This window comes from Streptomyces sp. NPDC048461, from assembly GCF_055587105.1.
On the sequence record NZ_JBVJGW010000009.1, the window covers coordinates 74,741 to 97,957 of the forward strand.

Here is a 23,217-nt window from a genome sequence, read left to right on the forward strand (position 1 = left end):
AGCCCACCCCCCGCGGGGCCGGGTTCCACCGCGCGCGCGGGATCCGAACGCAGTCCCGGAGCAATGCAGCTGATCATGGAGGAGCAGGACGTGGAGTTCGACGTCACCATCGAGATCCCCAAGGGTTCGCGGAACAAGTACGAGGTGGACCACGAGACCGGCCGGATCCGTCTGGACCGACGCCTCTTCACCTCGACCAGCTACCCGGCCGACTACGGCTTCGTCGAGAACACCCTCGGCGAGGACGGCGACCCGCTGGACGCGCTGGTCATCCTGGACGAGCCGACCTTCCCCGGCTGCCTGATCAAGTGCCGCGCGATCGGCATGTTCCGCATGACGGACGAGGCGGGCGGCGACGACAAGCTGCTGTGCGTGCCGGCCTCCGACCCGCGCGTCGAGCACCTGCGCGACATCCACCACGTGTCCGAGTTCGACCGCCTGGAGATCCAGCACTTCTTCGAGGTCTACAAGGACCTGGAGCCGGGCAAGTCGGTCGAGGGCGCGAACTGGGTCGGCCGCACCGAGGCCGAGGCCGAGATCGAGAACTCCTACAAGCGCCTCGAGGCGCAGGGCGGCCACCACTAGGTTCCGCCGGTGAGCGGGCCGCAGGGGCGCTTCGCCCCGGGCCTTCGCGCGCGACAGCGGGCGGCACCCCCCGTCGGGGGTGCCGCCCGCTGTGCGTTTTCGGTGCAGGCCGCCCCCTTTCGCCGGGGACGAAGCGATTCCGCATACTGAAGGCGCGGATGATCACGGGGGCGATCACGGACGGACGGACAGGAGGACGCGTGGCGGAGGCCGACGGGGCCGAGGACAGGAAGCCCCAGTCCGACGAGGCGCACAGCGCCTTCACCACGCCGCCGGGGATGGTGCCCGAGGCGGAGGAGGACCAGCCGACCTCCGAGTTCGCGGTGCCCGACGGGTTCGCGACCCTCCCGGTGGAGCCCGAGGGCTCCGCGTTCGCCCACCCCGCGACGTACAGCGCCCACCACTCCCCGCCCGCCTACACCCCCGCCCAGGGCTTCCCCGTGACCCGGTTGAAGGAGTCCCCCTGGCAGGACCGGATGCGCACCATGCTGCGCATGCCGGTCGACGTCCGCCCCGTGCCCGACCGGGTGTACAAGCAGCCCGAGGACACCGGCCCGGCCGTCGGGCGCGTGCTCGACCTGACCCTGCGCATCGGCGAGCTGCTGCTCGCGGGCGGCGAGGCCGCCGAGGACGTGGAGGCGGCGATGTTCGCGGTGGCCCGCTCGTACGGGCTGGACCGCTGCGAGCCCACCGTCACCTTCACCATGCTGTCGATCACCCACCAGCCCTCGCTGGTGGACGACCCGGTGTCGGCGAGCCGCACCGTGCGCCGCCGCGGCACCGACTACAACCGGCTCGCGGCCGTCTTCCGGCTGGTGGACGACATCAGCACCCACGACGACGTCTCGCTGGAGGAGGCCTACCGGCGCCTCGCCGAGATCCGCCGCAACCGGCACCCGTACCCCGGCTGGATGCTCACGACGGCCGCCGGGCTGCTCGCCGGCGCGGCCTCCACCCTCGTCGGCGGCGGGGTCCTGGTGTTCTTCGCGGCCGCGATCGGCGCGGTCCTCGGCGACCGGCTGGCGTGGCTCTGCGCCGGCCGGGGACTGCCCGAGTTCTACCAGTTCGTCGTCGCCGCGATGCCGCCCGCCGCCATCGGCGTGGCCCTGAACATGACCGGGATCGACGTCAAGGCCTCCGCCGTGATCACCGGCGGGCTGTTCGCGCTGCTGCCCGGGCGGGCCCTGGTCGCGGCCGTGCAGGACGGCCTGACCGGCTACTACATCACCGCTTCCGCCCGGCTGCTGGAGGTCATGTACCTCTTCATCGGCATCATCCTGGGCGTGCTGGTCGTGCTCTACGTGGGGCTGCAGTTCAACGACGCCTCGCCGCGGCCGGAGGAGGTCCTCCAGATCCAGCAGCGGCCGCTGATCCAGATCGCCGCCTCGATGGTGCTGGTGTTCACCTTCGCGATCCTGCTCCAGCAGGAGCGCTCCACCGTGTGGATCGTGACGCTGAACGGCGGGATCGCCTGGTCGACGTTCGGGGCGCTGCACTACGCGGGGGGCCTGGAGCCGGTGCCGTCCACGGCCATCGCGGCCGGCCTGGTCGGCCTGTTCGGGCAGCTCTTCTCCCGCTACCGCTTCGCGTCCGCCCTGCCGTACGTGACCGCGGCCATCGGCCCGCTGCTGCCCGGCTCGGCGACGTACTACGGACTGCTGCTGATCGCCGAGAACCACCTGAGCCAGGGGCTCGGCTCGCTGACCAACGCGGCGGCCATCGCGCTGGCCATCGCGATCGGCGTCAACCTGGGCTCGGAGGCCTCGCGGATGTTCATGCGGATCCCGGGGGCCGCGAGCGCCGCCAAGCGCCGCGCGGCCAAGCGCACCCGCGGCTTCTAGGGAGCCCGCGGGTCACACGCGTACGCCCCGGGGCCCTCTGCGGGCCTCCGGGGCGTGACGGGCGTACTGCGGCCTAGCGCTTGGCGTGGCGGCCGCGCTGGCCCGGGGCCTGCGGGCCCTCGTTGTTCTCGACGGCCGGCGCCTGGGCGGCCTTCGCCTTGCCCTCCTTGCGGGCCTTCAGCACCTCGAAGACCACCGGGATGACCGAGATGAGGACGATGCCCACGAGGATCGGCTCGACGTTGGTCTTGATGAACTCGATCTGGCCGAGCCAGTATCCGGCGACCGTGACGCCCGCGCCCCAGCCGATGCCGCCGATGACGTTGTACGTGAGGAAGGTGCGGTACTTCATCGAGCCGGCGCCGGCGACCATCGGGGCGAAGGTGCGGATGATCGGCACGAAGCGGGCGAGCACGATGGCCTTCGGACCGTGCCGGTCCATGAACTCGTGGGCCTTGTCGAGGTTCTCCCGCTTGAAGAGCTTGGAGTTGGGCCGGTTGAACAGCTTCGGCCCGAAGAACTTGCCGATCATGTAGCCGACCTGGTCGCCGATGATGGCGGCGGCCACGATCAGCGTGCAGACCAGCCACAGCGGCTGCTTGATGTACTGGCCGTCCGCGACGAGCAGGCCCGCCGTGAAGAGCAGCGAGTCGCCGGGCAGGAACGCGAAGAGTCCCGACTCCGCGAAGACGATGACCAGGATGCCGATCAGACCGAAGTGCGAGATCAGATAGTCCGGGGACAGCCACTCAGGGCCGAGCGCAATCGTGTACACGGGTTCCGGACTCTCCTGGATCGGGGGGGTGCCGGCGGAGGCAGGCAGGCGGGGCGGGCGTCTCAATTATCAACGCACACGACCCCCGCCCGGTTCCAGGGACCGGCGGGGGTCGAATCCGTGACCTTCCGTCTACACGTTGCGGATCGCGTTGGCCGTGATCGCGTCCCGCACGAACGCCGCGAGGCCGGGCCGCTGGACGTCGTAGTAGGCGGTGTACCGCTCGTCCGCGACGTACATCTCGCCGAGGCAGGTGTGCATCTCGTACGAGCAGGCGTAGTGGTTCCCGCTGATCCAGCCGCGGTGCTCCTCGGCCAGGTCCATGGCGGCCTCGGACTCCGCGGAGGCGCCCGAGTCCATCAGCGCGACGAGCCGCCGGTTGAGGTCGTCGGCCTGGTCCTGCATCCGCTGCCAGTCGTCCTTGGTGTACGAGGCGGCCCGCCGCTGCGACTCGGCGTAGGCGTCGGTGCCTCCCCAGCGGCGCTCCACCTCCTCGGCGTACGCGTCGGGGTCGAAGTCCCCGAAGACCTCGAACTTCTCCTCGGGCGTGAGGTTGATGCCCATCTTCTGTGCCTCCATGGCGTTCTCGACGGCGGCGGCCATCTGCTGGAGCCGGGCGATCCGGTCGGACAGCAGGACGTGCTGCCGGCGCAGGTGCTCCCGCGGATCCGATTCCGGGTCGTCCAGCAGGACCGCGACCTCTTCGAGGGGGAAGCCGAGCTCCCGGTAGAACAGGACGCGCTGCAGCCGGTCGAGGTCGGCGTCGTCGTACCGCCGGTGCCCCGCCCGGCTGCGGCCGCTCGGGGAGAGCAGCCCGATCTCGTCGTAGTGGTGCAGGGTGCGCACCGTCACTCCGGCGAATCCGGCGACCTGGCCCACGGAGTAGCCCATCGCTTCCGCTCCTCTCGGTTGGGTACGCCCTTCACTGTGGCTCCTCACGCCGCGTGAGGTGCAAGTCCGGCCCGCCGGTGCGCCGTGGAGCGGTCAGCGGCCGAGGCCCCGGAAGCGGCCCACGGCCAGGGGGAAGAAGACCGCGAGCAGCAGGAGCGGCCAGACGACGGCCAGCGGGCCGGCGTGGTCGAAGGCCCAGGAGCCGGAGGCCGCCGCCGGGTTGCCGAACAGGTCGCGGACCGCGGTCGCCGTCGCCGACATCGGGTTCCACTCGACCACCGCCCCCAGCCACCCGGGCATCGACGCCGGGCTGGCGAAGGCGTTGGACAGGAAGCCCACCGGCCACACCAGGATCTGCACGGCCACCACCAGCTCCGGCCGGCCCGCGACCATGCCCAGGTAGATCCCGATCCAGAGCATGGCGAAGCGCAGCAGCAGGAGCAGTGCGAAGGCCGTCAGCGCGGCGCCCGCCGAACCGTGCCAGCGCCAGCCGAGCAGCATCCCGACCCCCGCCAGGACGGCGAGGCCCACCGCCGACTGGAGCATGTCGGCCGCGCTGCGCCCGACCAGGACGGCCGAGGAGGACATCGGCATGGACCGGAACCGGTCGATGACCCCCTTGCCGAGGTCCTGGGTGACGGCCGTCATGGTGCCCTCCAGGCCGAAGGCCATGGTCAGCACCAGCATGCCGGGGACCAGGAACTCGACGTACTCGCCGTCGACGCCGCGGCCGCCGCCCACGAGGAAGCCGAACATCAGCAGCATCATGACCGGGAAGGCCAGCCCGACGACCACCTGCACCGGCTGCCTCGCCCAGTGCGCGAGTTCGCGCCGGGTCATCGTCCAGGAGTCCGAGACCACCCATGCCGCGGCGCTCATGCGGACACCTCCGTACGGTCGGCGCGGCCGGTCCGGGCGGACCCGCCGGACCCGGACCCGCCGGACCCATCGGGTCCGGACCCGTCGGGCCCGTCCGTCAGGTGCAGGAACACCTCGTCGAGCGTGGGCCGGCGGACCGCGAGGTCCGCCGCCTCGATGCCCGCCCCCTCCAGCGCCCGCAGGGTCAGGGCCAGCCCCTCCATCCGGTCCTCGACCGGGAAGCCGAGCGTCGGCGGGTCCGTGGTGACCACCGGGTCCGGGAGCAGCGCGGCCGCATCCGCGAGCCGGTCCGGATCCCGCAGCACGACGACGATCCGGTCCGCGCCGACCAGGGACTTCAGCTCGTCCGCCGTCCCCTCTGCCGCGACCCGGCCGCCGTCGACCAGGGCGATCCGGTCGGCCAGCTGGTCGGCCTCCTCCAGGTACTGGGTGGTGAGCAGGACGGTCGTACCGCCGCCGACCAGGGAGCGGACCGCGCTCCACACCTCGGCGCGGCCGCGCGGATCGAGCCCGGTGGTGGGCTCGTCGAGGAACAGCACCTCCGGTTCGGTGATCAGCGAGGCCGCGAGGTCGAGGCGGCGGCGCATGCCCCCGCTGTACTGCTTCACCGGCTTGCGGCCGGTGTCCGCGAGGCCGAAGCGGGCCAGCAGCTCGTCCGCCCGCAGCCCGGCCCGCCGGGCGCCCAGGTGGTAGAGCCGGCCGAACATCTCCAGGTTCTGCCGGCCGTCCAGTTCCTCGTCGAGCGCCGCGTGCTGGCCGAGGAGCCCGATCCGCGCGCGGACGGCGGCCGGTTCGGTCCGGGCGTCGTGGCCCGCGACGCGGACGGTTCCGGCGTCGGGGCGCAGCAGGGTGCTCATGATCCGTACGGCCGTGGTCTTGCCGGCTCCGTTGGGGCCGAGCACCGCCTGGACGGTGCCGGCGGGGACCTCCAGGTCGAGTCCGGCGAGGGCGGGCTTGTCCCCGTACCGCTTGTGAACGCCTTCGACGAAGACCGTCAAAGCGACTCCCTTAACTAGTCAAACTTGAGTAGCAGGCTGCGCCAAGGTACTGCCCACCAAGGGGCTAGTCAAACTTGATTACGCGGATGGCGTGGATGATCCGGATGCCGGGTAGGGGTTCTCCTGGCCCTCGGCCAGGACCCCCACGAACGGTTCGCCGCCCTCGCCCGCGAAGGAGTACGCGCCGCCCTCGATCCGGTCGATCAGACCCCGGGTCCAGTCCGCCTCGGCATCGGCGGAGTGCACCCAGCGGTGCATGATCTCGCCGATGTGCCCCAGCTGCTGGGGACCGCCCTCGGGCGTGTAGTAGTCCGTCACCGACGAGCGCCACTGCGCCAGCTTCCCCAGCCGCTGCCGCAGCAGCTCCAGCACCTCGGCCCGGGGGAGGTCGACCATGAAGCCGAGCGCGGAGGAGAGCAGGTCCGCCTTCTGGTCGTAGGCGGCGAGGGCCTCGCGCAGCAGCTTGAAGAACTCCTCGCGGCCGGCGGCCGTCACCTCGTACTCGGTGCGCGGCGGGCCGCCGGCGGCACTCGGGGCCACCTCGTGGGCGAGCAGGACGCCCTGCTTGGCCATCTGCTTGAGCGCGTGGTAGATCGACCCGGGCTTGGTGTTGGACCACTCGTGCGCGCCCCAGTACTCCAGGTCGTTGCGCACCTGGTACCCGTGCGCCCGCCCGTGCTGGCGGACGGCACCGAGGACGAGAAGCCGGATCGCTGACATGGGGCCAGGCTACTCACCCCATCGCGCGGGTCCCGTCGAGGGATTCGCGGATGATGTCCGCGTGGCCCGCGTGCCGGGCGAACTCCTCCATCAGGTGCAGGAGCAGCCAGCGCACGGAGACCTTCGTGTCCTGCGGGAACCAGGGCGCCGGCGGCAGCGGGAAGCTGTCGTCGAGGCTGGGGACGACGCGGACGAAGGCCTCCGTCTCCCGCGCGACCCCGTCCCAGTAGGCCAGGACGGACGCGACGCTCTCCCCCTCGACGAGGCGGAAGGCATCGTTCCAGTCCGCTTCGGAACGCACGGTCTCGTCGGGCCTGCCCTGCGCCATCCGCAGCCAGCCCAGCTCGCACTCCGCCGCGTGCTTGAGCAGCCCGGACAGCGAGAGCTCGCTGACGCTCGGGCGGCTCGCCGCCTGCTCCTCGTCCAGCCCCTCCGCCGCCTCGCGCAGGGCGGCGCGCTGGGCCTCGACGAAGGACAGGAGGGTGCCGCGCTCGTCACCGGGGACCTCTGTGGAAACCTGAGCCATGGCGGACGCCTTCTTTCCGTGGGGTTCTCGCAGCTGTCGTGGTTCTCGCGACCGGGGGTGTCTTCCCCCCGCTCACGAGAACCACGCTACGGAGCCTTGCGGTCAGTTCCCGTCCTCAATCGCCGGTTCAGCGCGCCGCGTCGCCGGCCTCGTCCGGGCGCAGGGCCGGGAGTCCGGTGGCCGGCTTCGGCAGCAGGGCCTTGGCGAGGTCCTGGGTGCCCTTCTCGTCCAGCCCGTACATGGCCTCGTAGATCTTGCGGACCGCCGGGCCCGAGGCGCCGGAGCCGGTGCCGCCCTGGGAGATCGTCATGACGATCGCGTAGTCCTCGGTGTACGAGGCGAACCACGAGGTCGTCTGCTTGCCCTGGACCTCGGCGGTGCCCGTCTTGGCGTGCATCGGGATCTGCTTCTGCGGCCAGCCGCCGAAGCGCCAGGCGGCGCTGCCGGTGGTGGCGACGTCGGCGAGGGCCCCGTCGATGTCGTCGCGCAGCTTCGCGTCCATCGGCAGCTTGCCCTGGACCTTCGGGGCGATCTCCTTGACCGAGGCGCCGTCGGCGCTGACGACGGCCTTGCCCACGCTGGGCTGGTGGAGGGTGCCGCCGTTGGCGATGGCCGCGTAGACGGAGGCCATCTGGACCGGGGTCACGAGGGTGTCGCCCTGACCGATCGAGTAGTTGATCGCGTCGCCCTCGCGCATCTGGTTGCCCTCGCGGCAGTTCTCGTAGGCGATCTTCTCCGCGAAGGTGCCGTTCTTCTTGCCGTCGCGGCACCAGGAGGCCTTGCTCGCCTCGAAGAAGTCCTGCTTCCACTTGCGGTCGGGGACCCGGCCGGGCACCTCGTTCGGCAGGTCGATGCCGGTGGGCTTGCCGAGGCCGAACGCGTGGGCCGTCTTGAAGAACCAGTCGTTGGGGTTCTTCTTGGGGTTGATGCCGCCGTCCTTCTTCCACTCCTGGTCCGCGATGGCGTAGTACACCGTGTCGCAGGAGACCTCCAGCGCGCGGCCGATGGTGATGTCGCCGTAGCCCTGGGACTCGAAGTTGGTGAAGGTCTGGCTGCCGACCGAGTACGCGCTCGGGCAGGGGTAGCGCCGGTTGAAGGGGTAGCCGGCGTTGACCGCCGCCGTCGAGGAGACCACCTTGAAGACGGAGCCCGGGGCCGCCTGGCCCTGGATCGCCCGGTTCAGCAGCGGGTAGTTCGACTTCTTGTCGGTGAGCTTGGCGTAGTCCTTGCCCGAGATGCCGCCCACCCAGGCGTTCGGGTCGTAGGTCGGGTTCGAGGCCATCGCCACGACGCGGCCGGTCTTGGCCTCCATGACGACGACGGCGCCCGAGTCCGCCACGTAGTTCTTGCGGGTGTTGTTCTTGTCGAAGGTCTTGCGGGCCTCGACCATGGCGTTGTTCAGCTCGCGCTCGGCGACCGCCTGCACCCGGGAGTCGATCGAAGTCACCACGTTCGAGCCGGGCTGCGACTTGTCGGTCTGGCCCTGGCCGGTGACGCGCCCCAGGTTGTCGACCTCGTAGCGGGTGATGCCGGCCTTGCCCCGCAGGTCCTTGTCGTACGTCCGCTCCAGGCCCGAGCGCCCCACCTGGTCGGAGCGCAGGTACGGCGAGTCGGAGTTCTTCGCCTTGGCGATCTCCTCGTCGGTCACCGGGGAGAGGTAGCCGAGTACCTGCGAGGTGTTGGCCCCGTCCGGTCCGGCGTAACGGCGCATGGCGGTGGGCTCGGCGGTGATCCCGGGGAAGTCCTCGGCGTGCTCGTGGATCTGGAGCGCCTGCTCGGTGGTGGCCTCGTCGCTGACCGGGATGGGCTGGTAGGGAGAACCGTTCCAGCAGGGCTGCGGCGTCTTGGCGTCGCACAGCCGGACCTTGTCGACGACGTCCTGGGGGTTCATGCCCAGCACCCCGGCGAGGCGGGTCAGCACCCCCGTGCCGCGGTCCTTCATCTTCAGCAGCTCGGTCCGGCTGGCGGAGACCACGAGGTGGGTCTGGCTGTCGGCGAGCGGGACCCCGCGGGAGTCCAGGATCGACCCGCGGACCGCGGGCTGGACGACGCGCTGGACGTGGTTGTTCTTGGCCTCGTCCGTGTACTCCTGGCCGTTGCGTATCTGGAGGTACCACAGTCTTCCGCCCAGGGTGAGCAGGAGCGAGAAGACGACGATCTGGATGACGACGAGCCGGTTCTGGACCCGAGGGGTCCGGCCGGTCTCGGGTATGTTGCTCAACTCTGCTCTCCCCCGGGCGGCTGCTCCGCGTACGCCCGGTCGAGTGTAGATCGGGCGCCCCTCGGAAGGGGAAGCGCGTCCGCTCAGAACGCGTCCGCTCAGAAGGGGAAGCGCGTCCGCCCGTGCTGCACCGAGATCCACTTCTGGGTCGTGAACGCCTCGACGGTGGCCTCGCCGTTCAGCCGGCCCAGCCCCGAGGCCTTCTCCCCGCCGAAGGCGGCCAGCGGCTCGTCCCCGATCGTGGAGTCGTTGACGTGGATCATCCCCGTCTCGATGCGCTGCGCGAAGCGCACGCCCCGCTCCACGTCCCGGGTGTGCACCGCGCCGCTCAGCCCGTACGGGGTGAGGTTGGTCAGCCGTACGGCCTCCTCCTCGCCGTCGAAGACCACCAGCAGGGCCACCGGGCCGAAGATCTCCTGGCCCAGCAGCGGGGAGTCCTCGGGGAGGCCGGCCAGGACGGTCGGTTCCACCAGGTTGCCGCGCGTAGACCCGCGGACGAGCGCCTGGGCGCCCTCGGCGACGGCCCGGTCCACGAGCGCGGTGAGGGCGTCGGCCTGGAAGGAGTTGATCAGCGGGCCGATGTGGGTGTCCGCGTCGTGCGGGTCGCCCGTCTTCAGGGCGCGGACCCGGGCGGTGAACTTCTCGGTGAACTCCTCCGCGACGGAGGCGTCGACCAGGATGCGGTTCGCGGCCATGCAGACCTGGCCCTGGTAGACGAACCGGCTGAAGACGGCCGCGTCCACCGCGTAGTCGAGGTCGGCGTCGTCGAGGACGACGAGCGCGCTGTTCCCGCTGAGCTCCAGGACGGTCCGCTTGAAGTGCTTCGCGGCGACGGCGCCGACGTGCCGGCCGACGCGGTCCGAGCCGGCGAAGGAGATCACCTTGGGCACGGGGTGCGTCAGGAGGGCGTCGCCGATCTCCGCTATGTCGGTGACGAGGACGTTCAGCAGGCCCGCGGGGAGTCCGGCGTCCTCGAAGATCTTGGCGATGACCCCGCCGCCGACCACGGGCGCGTTCTGGTTCGGCTTGATCACCACGGCGTTGCCCAGGGCCAGGGCCGGGGCGACGGACTTCAGGGTGACCAGGAACGGGAAGTTGAACGGGCTGATCACGGTGACGACGCCGACCGGGAGGCGCTGGACCCGGTTCTCCTTGCCCTCGACCGGCGAGGCCAGGATGCGGCCCTCGGGGCGGACGGCCAGCTGGATCGCCTCGCGGATGAACTCCATGGCGATGTGGACCTCGTACTCGGCCTTGGGACGCGTCCCGCCGAGCTCGTCGATCATCGCCTCGACGATCTCCTTCTCGCGCTCCTCGGTGATCCGCAGGGCGCGCTCCAGGACCGCGCGTCTGGTGTAGGGGCTGGTGGCCGCCCACTCGCGCTGGGCGCGCTCGGCGCCGCGGTAGGCCTGGTCCACCTGCTCGACGGTGGCCACGGTAATGGCGGCGAGCTTCTCCCCGTTGTAGGGGTTGACGTCGATGATGTCCCACGAACCGGTACCGGCCAGCCATTCGCCGTCGATGTACTGGTGAGCCAGGTCGCTGAATATGGACATGCCATCCCTTACTGCGAGCGCGCACCCGTGCGCTGCACCGGAGACCGATCGGTCATCATGCACTGATCAGACGTCATAGTACGTGCGAATCAAGACAGTTGGAGCAGGCCGCGAAGAAGATCCCTGGTCTGGCCCGGGTCCGGGCAGTCGGCCTGAAGTCGCTCCATGGCCCGGCCGTACTGCCCCACTTCCTCGTCCTTGTCCAGGTAGAGGGCGCTGGTGAGCTGTTCCAGATAGACGATGTCCTGCAGGTCGGACTCGGGGAAGCGGAGCAGGGTGAAGGCACCGCTCTCGCCCGCGTGGCCGCCGAAGGAGAACGGCATCACCTGGAGCTGCACGTTGGGCCGCTGGGAGATCTCGATGAGGTGCTCCAGCTGGCCGCGCATGACGTCGCGGTCGCCGTACGGGCGGCGCAGGGCGGCCTCGTCGAGCACGGCGTGGAAGACCGGGGCGCTCTCGGAGACGAGGACCTTCTGGCGCTCCAGGCGCAGCGCGACGCGCCGGTCGATCTCGGCCGCGGTGGCGCCGGGCATGCCGCGGCGGACGACCGCCTGGGCGTACGCCTCGGTCTGGAGCAGGCCGTGGACGAACTGCACCTCGTAGATGCGGATGTGCGAGGCGGCGCCCTCCAGACCGATGTACGTCTGGAACCACCCGGGCAGCACGTCTCCGTAACTGTGCCACCAGCCGGTGGCGTTGGCCTCGCGGACCAGACCCAGGAGGGATTCGCGCTCCGCGTCGTCCGTGACCCCGTAGAGCGTGAGGAGGTCCTCGACGTCCCGTGCCTTGAAGCTCACCCTTCCCAACTCCAAGCGGCTGATCTTCGATTCGGATGCGCGGATCGAGTAGCCGGCCGCCTCGCGGGTGATGCCGCGGGATTCACGGAGTCGCCTGAGCTGCGAGCCCAGGAGGATTCGGCGCACCACAGAACCGCTGGCTTCTGCGGTCACTAGTCCTGCCCTCCCCATCGCGATGGATGTGCGCCCCTTCCGCACTCACGTGCGGGCGGGACAGCCAGCGGGGCCCCCGAACCCCAGGGGCCGCAGTCTGCCACCAAAACGCATCGGCCCGTACTCGTTCTGTAACGGAATCCCGCCCGCGGGGAAAGAAGTCCGTCCGTATGCGTAGGAAGAAATGAGCAAGAACCGTCACGGGAGTGGACAGGTCCGGCGCGTGCACGTGCATCTGCCCTTGCATCCGGCTCCGCCATTCGGAACGATGGTCCCCGCGCACCTGCGTGCTGTTCGCGCCGGAGCACGGACCCACCCCGCAGTTCTCTTTGGACGAGGCCGCCGCTTCGCCCGCGAATCCCGGGAGTGCCTCGCATGGGGACGAATGGATCGACCATGCTCGAGCCGTTACGGCAGGGGCTTCCCCCGGTCGACCCCACGGCTGTCTCCGGGTCCGCCTCCTGTGCCCTGCCCGCCCGCTTCGAGGCGGTGCGGGGCGCCCGCACCTTCACCCGCTCGACACTGTCCCAGTGGGGTCTCGACGACCGCTTCGACGACGTGTCGCTGGTCGTCTCCGAGCTCGTCACCAACGCGCTGCGCCATGCCCTGCCCGAGGATGTGCGGGGTGCGTGCGCCGAGGCGGAGCCTCCGGTGCGGCTGCACCTGATGCGGTGGAGCACGCGGCTCGTGTGCGCGGTGCGCGACCCCAGCGAGGACCGGCCCGGCGGGGCCTTCTCCCCGGAGCGCACGGAGGAGAACTTCGACCTGGAGTCCGGCCGCGGACTGTTCCTGGTCGACTCCTACAGCGACAGCTGGGGCTGGCACCCGCTCGCGGGACGCCTCACCGGCAAGGTCGTCTGGGCGCTGTTCCTGCTCCCCGACTGAGCCGCGGGGCCGCCGTCGCAGACGGCGGCCGACCCGCCCTTACACGCCAACCGGCCGGGATTGATCACTGCGATCAATCCCGGCCGCTGCACGTGCATGGCTTGTATGAGTGCGCTGTTCCGTCAGCCGATCAAGTGATCGAACTCGCCGTCCTTGACCCCCAGGAGCAGCGCCTCTATCTCGGCCGGCGTGTACACGAGCGCCGGCCCGTCGGGGAAGCGCGAGTTGCGCATGGCGACATCGCCGCCGGGCAGTCTCGCGAACTCCACACAAGAGCCCTGAGAGTTGCTGTGTCTGCTCTTCTGCCACGTCAGCTCAAACAGGGAAGCGAGTTCTGCAGCTGCCATCCCGTTGTACGCGTGGTCCACAGGAAGCCCCCGATAGTGCAGATGTCAACTGCACCGGATCATAGCTGTGTTCATAAGCGCCTGCATGGGCAGATGCACGTGCACGGAGGGTGGCCCACTGATCACAAACGGGCCCCCTTCAGGGCCGCAGGGCTTCGGACACCTCGTCGAGGGAGTCCACGAGCTGCTCGGCGGCCCCCCGCAGCACTCCCGACGCGGGGGTGTCCCAGTCCGTCAGCAGGTCCCGTACGCCGTCCCATTGCGGAACGCGGCGCTCCCGTACGGCCCTGGCCCCCGCCTCCGTCGCGGCGCGCAGCGCCTCGGCGAACTCCGCCGCCCCCGCCACCGGGGCCCCGTCCCGGTCCGGGGGGTGGGCCTCCAGGAGCATCGCGTGGCGGCCCAGCGCCGCCAGGGCGTCGCCGGCTCCCTCGGCCGCCGCCCGGGACAGCCCCCGGTGGCGCACCGGTTCCCCCGCCGCCCGCGCGACCGCGTCCTGCCAGGCGATGCGGGCGTCGCGGGTGTCCAGCAGGGCCGCGCGGACGTCCGCGCGGTGAGCCCTGGCCGGGTCGGCGTACTGGCGCAGCACGGCGGCCGCGTACCGTCCGTCCGCGGCCAGCCAGTCGGCGAGGCGGGTGCGCAGCCGCGGGGTCTCCCAGGCCGGGTAGAGGGCGTACGCGGCCATCGCGAGCAGCCCGCCGACCAGCGTGAGCGCCACCCGGTCGGGCACCGTCTGGTCCCAGCGGACCCCGCCCATGCCGAGCAGGAAGACGACGTACGCGGAGACGAAGAGCTGCGCGACGGCGTACCCGGTGCGCATCAGGACGTACATCAGGCCCGCGCTGACCACCGCGAGCAGGCCCGACAGGTACATGCCCGGATGGGCGAGCTGCACGATGCCGGTGGCGACGGCGACCCCGACCAGGGTCCCCGCGAAGCGGGCGACGGCGCGGGAGTACGTCTGGCTGAAGTCGGGCCGCATCACCATCACGGAGGCCATCGGCGCCCAGTAGGCGTGCCCGAGCGGCAGCGCCAGCCCGATCACCAGTCCCGTACAGGCCACGGCGGTGACCCGCAGGGCGTGCCGCAGCACCGGCGACCCGGGCCGCAGCTCGGCCCGTACGGCCTTCAGGACCAGCGGCGCCATCCGCCACAGGGTGGGCCGCAGCATCGACTCCCCCGGGTCGGCGGTGCGCCCCGAGCCCGGCTCGGCCGTCTCCCGTACGTCGTCCAGCAGGGCGGCGAGCCGGCGCGCGGCCCGCAGCGGCGCGCCGGTGAGGAGGTCCGCCGTGTCGGGGGACCTCAGGACGGCGAGGGCCGGAGCGGGCGGCCGGACCGGCTCGCCGTGCCGGATCGCCCGCGCGGCGGCGTCGAGCACCGACGCGGCGGCGGCGAGCAGCTCCCGCACCCGGTCCCGCGCCGGTCCCTCGGCGGGCGCCCCCACGGCCGGGTCGGCGAGCGAGGCCAGCACGGGCCGGATCCGTTCGGCGAGCCCCCGCGCCCCGTGCAGCTCGGCGGGGCGCCGCCGGGCCTGCCGGGCGGTGACGGTGGCGGCGGCCCGCGCCCGCATCAGCGGCTGCGGGTCGAAGGGGGCGTGGGGGTCGTGGCGCAGCCGCCGGGCGTAGTCCGCCTCGGCGGCGAGGGCGTCGGCCAGGGCGTCGCGCTGGGCGCCCCAGCGGCGGATGGGGAAGAGGACGATCAGCAGTGCCTGGACCACCCCGCCGGCGGCGATCATCGCGGCGTGCCCGGCGGCCTGCGGGACGGAGGTCGGCAGGGTGACGGTGACCAGCATGATCGCGACGTTGCCCGAGGCGATGATCCCGGCGGTGGGACCGGCCGCCCACATCAGGCTCGCGGCGAAGGTCCAGACGGCGAGGAGCGCGAGGAAGAGCGCGGTGTGCGAGGAGCCGACGAGGTAGCCCACGAAGGTGGAGACGGCCAGGGTCAGGCCGGAGGCGAGGGCGAGCACGGGCCGCGGCCGCCAGCTCTGCTGGAAGGTGGCGATGGCGGCCATGAAGGCGCCGAACGCGGAACTGGCGGCGGCTCCCGGACCGAGGAACGCGAGCCCGGCGCCGATGACGATCGCGAGCCCGGCGGCCGCGCGCAGGGCGACCAGGGGTTCCAGGCGCGTCCGCTCGACCTTCACGCCCGACCGGGCGGTGTCCTTCAGCGCCCGGAGCCAGCTCATGGCGTCGAGCGTAGCCGTGCGGGGGCCGGTTCGGCTTTCAGGACTTCTTCAGATTTGTCCTGACCCCTTCCGCGGCTGTTCCATGGGTCCGATCATCATCCCGACGGCCGCCCGAGGGGGCCCTCCATGTTCCGCAACGCCGTGCAACCGTGGCACCTGCTCGTGGTGCTGGTCGTCTGCCTGCTGGTGTTCGGCTCGAAGAAGCTGCCCGACATGGCCCGTTCGCTGGGCAAGTCGATGCGGATCCTGAAGTCGGAGACGCGGGCCCTGCGCGCGGAGGACACCACCAAGCCGTAGCGGGAGCCCGCCCTAGCGGGGCAGCGGGTTGCGCCGGCCTCCCATGTGGGCGCGGTCGGCGGCTGCCGTGCCGTCCTCCCAGCCCGCGTGGTCGGTGGCACCGCGCAGCCGGGTCGTCGTGGTCCGGGGGAACATCTCGTCCGCCCGGGAGGTCACCGCCACGTCGCGGGCCACCAGGGCCGGCAGGTTGTCCGGGGCCTCGGCGGCCGTGTGCTCGGCCGTCTCGGCGAGCCGCTGGCCGAGCCTGCTGGCGTACGCGAGCAGGAAGGACTGCCGGAAGGTCTTCGTCCGCTTGCGCCCGCCGGAGCGCTGCGCGGCCTCCGCGCGGGTCATCGCCGCCGTGCCCTGCACGAGCAGCGAGGTGTACAGCAGCTCCACCGCCTCCAGGTCGCTCTCGAAGCCGACCACCGCGGAGAACTCGAAGCCGCTGTTCCACACCGCCCGGCAGCGGTTGGCGGTGGCCACCGCGTCGAGCAGCACCGCCTTGGCCTCCTCGTACGGCGGCTCGACACCGATCCGGCACGCCCCCGGCACTCGCGCGGGACCGCCGCCGCGCGCCGCCAGCAGCGCCTCGTCGACGGTGTGCCGGGCCATCAGCTCCTGGGCCTTGGCGCTGAGCGCCTCCGCCTCCTCCGGGAAGGTGGTCGCCTCGGCCTTGGCGAGCAGGGCCCGGATGCGGCCGAGCATCCGCGGCTCGATGTGCGCGTGCTCCCCGAGGTCCGCCGGGTCGCCCGGCAGCGGGCCCACGGGCTCGATCGAGGGCAGCCGGATCAGCAGCCGCAGCACTTCCAGGAAGGCGCCGGCCAGCGTGAACCGGTCCGTCCGCTCCCGCTGCGCCAGCCGGTCGGCGTACTCCCCGTCGCTCCCCCACCAGGCCTCGGCGTCCGTCCACCGGGCGGGCAGCCGGGCGTAACGGCGCGCCTCGGCCGCGATCAGGTCCCCGGTGATCCTCAGGTGCCGCTCGTCGAGGTCCCGGCGCACCAGCCGCAGCACGTCGGCCGGCTGCCAGCCGCGCTCCCAGCCCTGCCGTGCGTACGCCTCGCCGCGCGCGAGCAGCTCCTGCCCGACCCCGGGCCACAGCGCGGGCTCGGCGACGAGCACCGAGGCTCCGGTGTCCAGTCCGGCGTCGTCCTGGGCGTAGAGGGCGGCGGCGAAGGCGCGGTCGACGGTCTCGGCAAGGTCTCTCACACCCTCCAGCTTGGCATGTCCCCCACCCCACCCCCGAACCCGCGAGGCCAAGACCCCCCCCGGGCCCCGAGGCAGCGCCGTTCCAGTCCCACCGGCCTTCGAGCCGGGGGCCTGAGCGGCGCCACTTCAGCCCCGCCGGCGTGTGGGCCCGGGGCCCGGGCCGGAGCCCCCTCCCAGCCCCGCCGGCGTGTGGGCCCGGGGTCCGGGGCGGAGCCCCCTCTCAGCCCCGCCGGCGTGTGGGCCCGGGGTCCGGGGCGGAGCCCCCTCTCAGCCCCGCCGGCGTTCGAGGCGCGGGGTCCGGGGCGGAGCCCCCTCCCAGCCCCGCCGGCGTTTGAGGCGCGGGGTCCGGGGCGGAGCCCCGGCAACGGCGCGGCACCCGGTCCCGACGCCCCCGGCACCGAACCGAGCCCCCGCGCCCCGAGCCCCCAAGCCCCCGGCACGGGACCGGCACGGCGCCGCCCCCCTGTCAGACCCCGGTGGGACACTCGCACCCGTGAGCGAAAACGCCGGCCGGTGGGCCCTCGCCGAGGACGCCGACGGGTGGTGGCACGCCGCGCCCGTCACCCCCGCGCCCGTCACCCCCGCGCCCGCACCCACCGGGCCACCGGACGCCCCCGCCGGGCCCCGGCTCCGCGTCCGCGACCCCGCCGAGGCGGTACGGGCCGCCCCCGCCGGGACGCGGTGGGTGTGGCGGTCCACCGCCGCGGTGTACCCCCGCCTGCTCGCCGCCGGCGCCCGCGTCGAGCGGTGCCACGACGTCGAGGACGCCGAACTGCTGCTGCTCGGGCACGAGGGCCGGTTCGGTGAGCCCCGGTCGGCGGCGGCCGCCTGGGCCCGGCTCAGGAACGAGCCCGTACCGCCCGATCCGCCGCAGCGGGCCGCCGTGCCCGGTACGCAGGACTCCCTCTTCGACCCCCAGCCCGCCCCCGTACCCCTCGACGCCCTGCTCGCGGTCCACGCCGACCAGGTGCAGCGCCTCGGCGCCACCCACCACCCCGACCGGATGCGGCTGCTCGTCGCCGCCGAGTCCGCCGCCTTCCTCGTCGCCGCCGAGATGAACCGCGCGGGCCTGCCCTGGCGGGCCGACGTCCACCGCGCCCTGCTCACCGACCTGCTCGGCGAGCGGTACGCCGGCGGCGGCGAGCCCCGCCGGCTCGCCGAACTCGCCGACGAGGTGTCCGCCGCGTTCGGCCGCCGCGTGCGCCCCGACCTGCCCGCCGACGTGATCAGGGCCTTCGGCGAAGCCGGGATCAAGCTCAAGTCCACCCGCCGCTGGGAGATCCAGGAGCTGGACCACCCCGCCGTCGAACCGCTGATCGCGTACAAGAAGCTGTACCGGATCTACACCGCCCACGGCTGGAGCTGGCTCGCCGACTGGGTGCACGACGGCCGCTTCCGCCCGGAGTTCATCCCCGGCGGCACCCTGACCGGCCGCTGGGTCACCAACGGCGGCGGGGCCCTGCAGATCCCGAAGGTGATCCGCCGGGCGGTCGTCGCCGACCCCGGCTGGCGGCTCGTCGTCGCCGACGCCGACCAGATGGAGCCGCGCGTCCTGGCCGCGATCTCCCGCGACCCCGCGTTCATGGAGGTGGCCGGCCGGCCCGAGGACCTCTACACCGCCGTCTCCCGCCAGGGCTTCTCCGGCGACCGGGACAAGGCGAAGCTCGCCGTCCTCGGCGCCGTCTACGGGCAGACCTCCGGGGACGGCCTGAAGAACCTCGCCGCACTGCGCCGCCGCTTTCCCCGCGCCGTGGCGTACGTGGACGACGCCGCCCGGGCGGGCGAGGAGGGACGGCTCGTACGGACCTGGCTGGGCCGCACCAGCCCGCCCCCCGCCACCTCCGCGGACGCGGACGGGGACGGGGACGCCGACGCGGGCGGGACCCCGGCCGGCGGCGGGGAAGGCGGCGAAGCCGGACTCCCGCAGGAGCGCGACGACGCCTGGACCCCGAGCTACGCCTCGACCAACACCCGGGCCCGCGGCCGCTTCACGCGCAACTTCGTGGTGCAGGGCAGCGCCGCCGACTGGGCCCTGCTGCTCCTGGCCGCCCTGCGGCAGGCGACCGCGGGGATGCGGGCCGAGCTGGTGTTCTTCCAGCACGACGAGGTGATCGTGCACTGCCCCGCCGAGGAGGCCGGGGCGGTCGCCGAGGCGATCCGCGCCGCCGGGGACCGGGCCGGACGGATCGCCTTCGGCGACACCCCGGTCCGGTTCCCGTTCACGACGGCGGTCGTGGAGTGCTACGCCGACGCCAAGTGACCGCGGCCCGGGACCGGCACCGGCACCGCGGCCGGCCCCGGGACCTCTGCCGGCGCCGAGGTCAGGCCGATCCCTCCGGTCCCTCCAGGCCCTCCAGCCCGTGGAAGTAGAGGTGGAACTCGTCGCGGACGAAGCCCTCCGCCTCGTACAGCCCCTGCGCGACGTGGTTGTCGTACGCCGTCTCCAGCTGCACCGCGGCCGCACCCGACGCGGCGGCGCGGCGCAGCACCTCGCGCAGCAGCGCCGTCGCCGCGCCCGTACGGCGCCCGGCCGGGGCCACGTACAGGTCGCCGAGGATCCAGGCCGGCCGCAGGGCGAGGGAGGAGAACGTGCGGTAGACCTGCGCGAACCCGACCGTCCCCGCCCCCGGCACCTCGGCGAGCAGCACCAGCGACTCGTCCTTGGCGATCCGCTCGGCGAGGAAGGCCCGCGGGCGGTCCGGGTCCTCGACCTGCACCTCGTAGAAGTCGAGGTAGCCCCGGAACAGCGCGGCGGCCTCGTCGAGGTCCGCCTCTCCGGCGGTGCGGAGCACGACCCCGGTGCCCGGCTGCTGCCCCTGCGATGCCTGAGCGTTCATGTGCGTCGTCTCTCCCTCGGTCGGCGTCCCGCGCGAAGCCCCATTGTGCGCGGGACTCCGGAGGGGGGCCGGGGCGGGGCGCGCCCGGGCGGCTACTCCGTGCCGGCGACCGGCTGGGAGGGCAGCTTGAACACGTGGTCCGGGGTCACCACTTGGGTGATCGCCTCGCCGAACAGGGAGCTGGGCTCGGCCCCTTCGTAGGCGATGTCGGTGTTGAGCAGCACCACCATCGTGGCCTTCGCCTCGGGGAGGTAGACGGTCAGCGACTGGTATCCGGGCAGCGAGCCGTTGTGCCCGATCCAGCCCTCCGCGTCGAAGATGCCGAGTCCGTATCCGGTGTCGGGCAGGTTCCCGGCCGGGCTCGTCTTCAGCCGCTCCGCCTGGGTGGCCGGGGTCAGCAGCCGGCCGGTGGCAAGGCTCTGCGCCCAGACCTTCAGGTCGGCGAGGTCGGAGATCATGGCGCCGGCGGCCCACGCCCACGGGGGGTTCCAGTCGGTGGCGTCCTCGGTCTTCCCGGAGGCCGTCTGGTTCGTGTAGCCGTGGGCGTGCGGCGAGGGGAACTCCGCGCCCCGGGGGAAGAGGGTGTGCTTCAGTCCGGCGGGCGCGACGACCTCCTTGTTGACGTACTCGGCGAGCGGGGTGCCCGTGACCTTCTCCACCACCAGGCCGAGCAGGATCAGGTTCGTGTTGCAGTACTGGAACTGCGCTCCGGGCTCGAACTGCACCGGGTGCGAGAAGGAGAACCCGAGCAGCTCCCGCGGGGTGAAGTTGCCCCGGGGGTCGCTGGTCAGCGCCTTGAAGAAGGCTTCGTCGTCGGAGTAGTTGAACAGTCCGCTGCGCATGCCGGCCAGCTCGCGCAGGGTGATCCGGTCGCCGTTCGGCACACCGGAGACGTACCTGCCGATCGGATCGTCCAGGCCGACCCTGCCGTCGTCCACCAGCTGGAGCAGGGCGGTCACGGTGAAGGTCTTGGTCTCGCTGCCCATCCGCATGTAGAGGTCGGTGGCCATCGGCGCGCCCGTCGCCTTGTCCGCGACGCCGAAGGCGCGTACGTACTCCCCCTTGCCGGGCGCCGACAGCGACACCAGCACCCCCGGCACCTTCGCCTCGTCCATGACCCCGCGGATCGCGCCGTCGAGCTCCGCGGCCACGGCCGGGGTCAGCCGGGGAAAGGCATCCTCCGCGGGATCGGTGGCCGCGACCGCCGCGGCCGGGGCCTGGGCGGTCCGGGCCTGTGCCGCGGGCCCGCCGAGGGGCGCCACCACGAGCCCGACCGCGGCGGCCGCCATCGCCGCACTGCGCCAACGTGTCGCCATGACGGGCCTCCCGCGGAGCCGACAAGGACCGGTCCCTCCAACGTAACCGCGCCCCCGCCCGCGGGCGACCGCGCCGTGGGCCGGCCCCCGGGGGCCGCCGGGGCCGTGCCCGCGCACGGGGGGATCGGAGCGCCCCTCCCCGGACAGGGGTGTGCCCGGGGTTGTTCCATGCCTTATGTTGCAGAGGCAAAACACGGGGGATTTCGCATGGCCCAGGCGCAGCATCCGCGCCCCGGAGCGGTTGCCGCGCTCGACGAGTCGGGACTGAGGCGACGGACGACGGATGGCAAGGGACTACGACAGCCAGCTCCTGGAATCGGTGACGGTACGCCGGCGCAGGATGGGGGACGCGCTGCTGTTCGGCGCGCAGCGGGCGCGGCGCACGGCGGACGGACGGCTCGGGAAGCTGTTCGCGGGCCTCGCCATCACGGCCGTCCTGTGCGCGGGCTGCGTCGGGTGGTCCTTCATCCAGCACACGCTCGCCAAGCAGAAGGCCGAGCAGCAGCGGCAGCAGCAGAACCGCGTGGAGCAGTTCGGGGGGCCGGCGAAGTCGCCGCTGCCGACGGGCGCGTCCACGGCGCCGCCGCCCCGCCCTTCGACGGCGAACCGCCCTTCGACGGCACCCCACCCGTCGCCGTCGCGGACACCGCAGAAGTCGCCCCCGCCCGCGCGTACGTCCACGTCGCCCAAGCCGACACCGGCGTAGGGGCGGCGGGGACGCAGCCGTGTGCAGATCCGGGAAAGCTCGCCGCCCCCAGCAGAACTATGTCCCCTTGGCCCCGAAAGGTCGCAATTCCGCGATGATAGGTTCCGGTAAGTGGTGAGCACAGCAACGACTTCCCGCGCGCAATTGAGCCGGGTGACCCTGGTCGGCGAGCGGCGCCGGGCCGACATGGTCCTGCCCTCCGACACTCCGATCGGGCAACTGCTCCCGGACATACTGCACCTGCTCGACGACCGGGCCGCGGCGCGCCCGATGACGCGTCAGCTGATCGCGCCGGACGGTTCCGCGCTGCCGCACGACAGCACGCTCGCGACGGCCGGGATAGCCGACGGCGCCGTCCTGCGGCTCGTACGGTCGCACTCCGCGCCGCCCGCGCCCGTCGTCCACGACGTCACGGACCTGGTGGCCGACGACCTCGATCTGCGGGCCTGGCGCTGGCGCCCGGCCGCCCGCCGGCGCAGTGCGGGCGTGGCCACCGTCGCCTTCGCGGTGACGGCCGCGCTGCTCGCCCGCCGCGAGTTCGCACTCGACGCCCTGGCGGTCGCCCTCGGCACCGTCACCCTGGTCCTGCTGGTGGCCGGCGCGCTCGTCGCCCGGATCGGGCAGGGCAACCGGGGCCTGGCGACCGCCCTCCTGCTCGCCTCCGGCACGCTGGGCGTGCTCACCGCGTGGACCGCCGCGGACGCCCACCACTGGTCGGGCGGTGCACGGCTCGCCGCCGTCGCGGGCGCGCTCGTCCTGACGCTGGTGCTGCTCGGCTACTTCTCGCCCCTCGGCCGGGGCGGACTCATCGGCGCCGTGGTCACCGCCGTGATCACCGCCGTGTGGGAAGCCGTCGCCGCCGTCCAGGGCGATCCGGCCCGGCTCGGCGCGGTCATGCTCCTCTTCTCCGTGGTGCTGCTCGGCCTGCTGCCGCGGCTCGCCCTGATGGCCTCGGGGCTCACCGCCCTCGACGACCGCCGCTCGGGGGGCGCCTCGGTCAGCCGCCACGAGGTGGGCAACGCCCTCGCCGCCACGCACCGCGGGCTCGCCCTCGCGACGATCGTCACCGCGATCTCGGCGGCGGCCGCCGGCTGGCTGCTGACGCTGGCCGAGAAGCCGACCGTGTGGACGGTGGTGCTGCCGACGCTCGGCGCGGTGGTGCTCCTGTCCAGAGCGCGCGCCTTCCCGCTGGTCGCCGAGGTCGTGGCGCTGTTCGCCGCCGCGGCGCTGCTCGTCGTACGCCTGGTGATGCTGTGGACCGAGCACGGCGAGGGCGCCGGACCGCTCGCCGTCCTCGCGGTGGCGGCGCTGCTGCCGCTGGTCGTGCTCGCGGTGCAGCCGCCGGAGCACGTCCGGGTGCGGTTGCGGCGCACCGCCGACCTCGTCGAGTCGGTCGGCATGGTGGGGCTGTTCCCGATCGCCGTCGGGGTGTTCGGTGTGTACGGGCAACTGCTCGACAAGTTCTGAGTCAACGCGCACGCGCTCCGGGCGGGGCGGCAGGACGGAATGAAGAG

19 protein-coding genes and 2 pseudogenes are annotated in these 23,217 nt (G+C 72.7%); 7 read left to right on the forward strand and 14 right to left on the reverse strand.

Features of this window, described 5'->3' with window-relative positions; all coding sequences use genetic code 11:
• Nucleotides 1-90: 90 nt before the first annotated feature.
• The gene (locus ACZ6S8_RS17555) at nucleotides 91-585 is read left to right on the forward strand and encodes an inorganic diphosphatase (protein WP_267723126.1); all 495 of its coding nucleotides are present in this window, start codon (nucleotides 91-93) and stop codon (nucleotides 583-585) included.
• Nucleotides 586-743: 158 nt separating this feature from the next.
• Complete coding sequence (locus tag ACZ6S8_RS17560; protein ID WP_469456651.1) at nucleotides 744-2,426, forward strand: threonine/serine exporter family protein; 1,683 nt, start codon at nucleotides 744-746, stop codon at nucleotides 2,424-2,426.
• 103 nt (nucleotides 2,427-2,529) lie between these two features.
• On the opposite strand, the pseudogene ACZ6S8_RS17565 reads toward ACZ6S8_RS17560, so the two are convergent.
• The 9 genes and pseudogenes from ACZ6S8_RS17565 to ACZ6S8_RS17605 form a co-directional block, all read right to left on the reverse strand.
• Nucleotides 2,530-3,201 (reverse strand): annotated as a pseudogene (locus ACZ6S8_RS17565) (DedA family protein); the annotation flags it as partial.
• A 132-nt stretch (nucleotides 3,202-3,333) separates the two neighbouring features.
• Nucleotides 3,334-4,092 carry a MerR family transcriptional regulator gene (locus ACZ6S8_RS17570; protein ID WP_469456652.1) on the reverse strand — a complete coding sequence of 253 codons (759 nt, stop codon included), beginning with the start codon at nucleotides 4,090-4,092 and terminating at the stop codon, nucleotides 3,334-3,336.
• A gap of 93 nt (nucleotides 4,093-4,185) precedes the next feature.
• Entirely contained in the window at nucleotides 4,186-4,971 is a 786-nt protein-coding gene (locus tag ACZ6S8_RS17575) for an ABC transporter permease (RefSeq protein WP_469456654.1), read from the reverse strand.
• Entirely contained in the window at nucleotides 4,968-5,969 is a 1,002-nt protein-coding gene (locus tag ACZ6S8_RS17580) for an ATP-binding cassette domain-containing protein (protein WP_469456655.1), read from the reverse strand. The genes ACZ6S8_RS17575 and ACZ6S8_RS17580 overlap by 4 nt, the downstream gene beginning before the upstream one ends.
• A 78-nt stretch (nucleotides 5,970-6,047) precedes the next feature.
• Nucleotides 6,048-6,689: a PadR family transcriptional regulator gene (locus ACZ6S8_RS17585; RefSeq protein ID WP_469456657.1), complete on the reverse strand. Its 642-nt coding sequence runs from the start codon at nucleotides 6,687-6,689 to the stop codon at nucleotides 6,048-6,050.
• 13 nt (nucleotides 6,690-6,702) lie between these two features.
• On the reverse strand, nucleotides 6,703-7,215 hold the full coding sequence (locus tag ACZ6S8_RS17590; protein WP_469456660.1) for a DinB family protein: 513 nt from the start codon (nucleotides 7,213-7,215) through the stop codon (nucleotides 6,703-6,705).
• Between the two features lie 127 nt (nucleotides 7,216-7,342).
• The gene (mrdA, locus tag ACZ6S8_RS17595) at nucleotides 7,343-9,436 is read right to left on the reverse strand and encodes a penicillin-binding protein 2 (protein WP_469456662.1); all 2,094 of its coding nucleotides are present in this window, start codon (nucleotides 9,434-9,436) and stop codon (nucleotides 7,343-7,345) included.
• 98 nt (nucleotides 9,437-9,534) lie between these two features.
• On the reverse strand, nucleotides 9,535-10,992 hold the full coding sequence (locus tag ACZ6S8_RS17600) for an aldehyde dehydrogenase family protein (RefSeq protein WP_469456664.1): 1,458 nt from the start codon (nucleotides 10,990-10,992) through the stop codon (nucleotides 9,535-9,537).
• Between the two features lie 89 nt (nucleotides 10,993-11,081).
• Nucleotides 11,082-11,960: a helix-turn-helix domain-containing protein gene (locus tag ACZ6S8_RS17605; protein WP_383918086.1), complete on the reverse strand. Its 879-nt coding sequence runs from the start codon at nucleotides 11,958-11,960 to the stop codon at nucleotides 11,082-11,084.
• A 357-nt stretch (nucleotides 11,961-12,317) separates the two neighbouring features.
• Here ACZ6S8_RS17605 and ACZ6S8_RS17610 point away from each other — a divergent pair, with 357 nt between their 5' ends.
• The gene (locus ACZ6S8_RS17610; protein ID WP_469456666.1) at nucleotides 12,318-12,827 is read left to right on the forward strand and encodes an ATP-binding protein; all 510 of its coding nucleotides are present in this window, start codon (nucleotides 12,318-12,320) and stop codon (nucleotides 12,825-12,827) included.
• 122 nt (nucleotides 12,828-12,949) lie between these two features.
• Here the strand turns inward: ACZ6S8_RS17610 and ACZ6S8_RS17615 are convergent, their stop codons facing one another.
• Complete coding sequence (locus tag ACZ6S8_RS17615; protein ID WP_069920830.1) at nucleotides 12,950-13,195, reverse strand: DUF397 domain-containing protein; 246 nt, start codon at nucleotides 13,193-13,195, stop codon at nucleotides 12,950-12,952.
• A gap of 118 nt (nucleotides 13,196-13,313) precedes the next feature.
• Nucleotides 13,314-15,359 (reverse strand): FUSC family protein, encoded by a 2,046-nt coding sequence (locus tag ACZ6S8_RS17620; protein ID WP_469456669.1) that lies wholly within the window; start codon nucleotides 15,357-15,359, stop codon nucleotides 13,314-13,316.
• A 126-nt stretch (nucleotides 15,360-15,485) separates the two neighbouring features.
• Here ACZ6S8_RS17620 and tatA point away from each other — a divergent pair, with 126 nt between their 5' ends.
• A complete protein-coding gene (gene tatA, locus ACZ6S8_RS17625) occupies nucleotides 15,486-15,656 on the forward strand; it encodes a Sec-independent protein translocase subunit TatA (RefSeq protein WP_469456671.1) in 171 nt (56 codons plus the stop codon).
• Nucleotides 15,657-15,668: 12 nt separating this feature from the next.
• Here tatA and ACZ6S8_RS17630 read toward each other — a convergent pair whose 3' ends face one another.
• Nucleotides 15,669-16,844 carry a DUF2786 domain-containing protein gene (locus ACZ6S8_RS17630; protein WP_469456673.1) on the reverse strand — a complete coding sequence of 392 codons (1,176 nt, stop codon included), beginning with the start codon at nucleotides 16,842-16,844 and terminating at the stop codon, nucleotides 15,669-15,671.
• Nucleotides 16,845-17,337: 493 nt separating this feature from the next.
• Between ACZ6S8_RS17630 and ACZ6S8_RS17635 the strand changes: the two genes are divergently transcribed.
• Entirely contained in the window at nucleotides 17,338-19,104 is a 1,767-nt protein-coding gene (locus tag ACZ6S8_RS17635; RefSeq protein WP_469456675.1) for a bifunctional 3'-5' exonuclease/DNA polymerase, read from the forward strand.
• A 61-nt stretch (nucleotides 19,105-19,165) separates the two neighbouring features.
• Here the strand turns inward: ACZ6S8_RS17635 and ACZ6S8_RS17640 are convergent, their stop codons facing one another.
• Both ACZ6S8_RS17640 and ACZ6S8_RS17645 read right to left on the reverse strand, forming a co-directional pair.
• Nucleotides 19,166-19,681, reverse strand: a complete 516-nt coding sequence (locus tag ACZ6S8_RS17640) for a GNAT family N-acetyltransferase (protein WP_469456677.1) — start codon at nucleotides 19,679-19,681, stop codon at nucleotides 19,166-19,168.
• 92 nt (nucleotides 19,682-19,773) lie between these two features.
• A complete protein-coding gene (locus ACZ6S8_RS17645) occupies nucleotides 19,774-20,997 on the reverse strand; it encodes a serine hydrolase domain-containing protein (RefSeq protein ID WP_469456679.1) in 1,224 nt (407 codons plus the stop codon).
• A 283-nt stretch (nucleotides 20,998-21,280) separates the two neighbouring features.
• Between ACZ6S8_RS17645 and ACZ6S8_RS17650 the strand changes: the two are divergent.
• Both ACZ6S8_RS17650 and eccD read left to right on the forward strand, forming a co-directional pair.
• Nucleotides 21,281-21,544, forward strand: a pseudogene (locus tag ACZ6S8_RS17650) (hypothetical protein); the annotation flags it as partial.
• Between the two features lie 270 nt (nucleotides 21,545-21,814).
• Nucleotides 21,815-23,170, forward strand: coding sequence for a type VII secretion integral membrane protein EccD (gene eccD / locus ACZ6S8_RS17655; RefSeq protein WP_469456680.1), 1,356 nt, complete (start codon nucleotides 21,815-21,817; stop codon nucleotides 23,168-23,170).
• Nucleotides 23,171-23,217 lie beyond the last annotated feature (47 nt).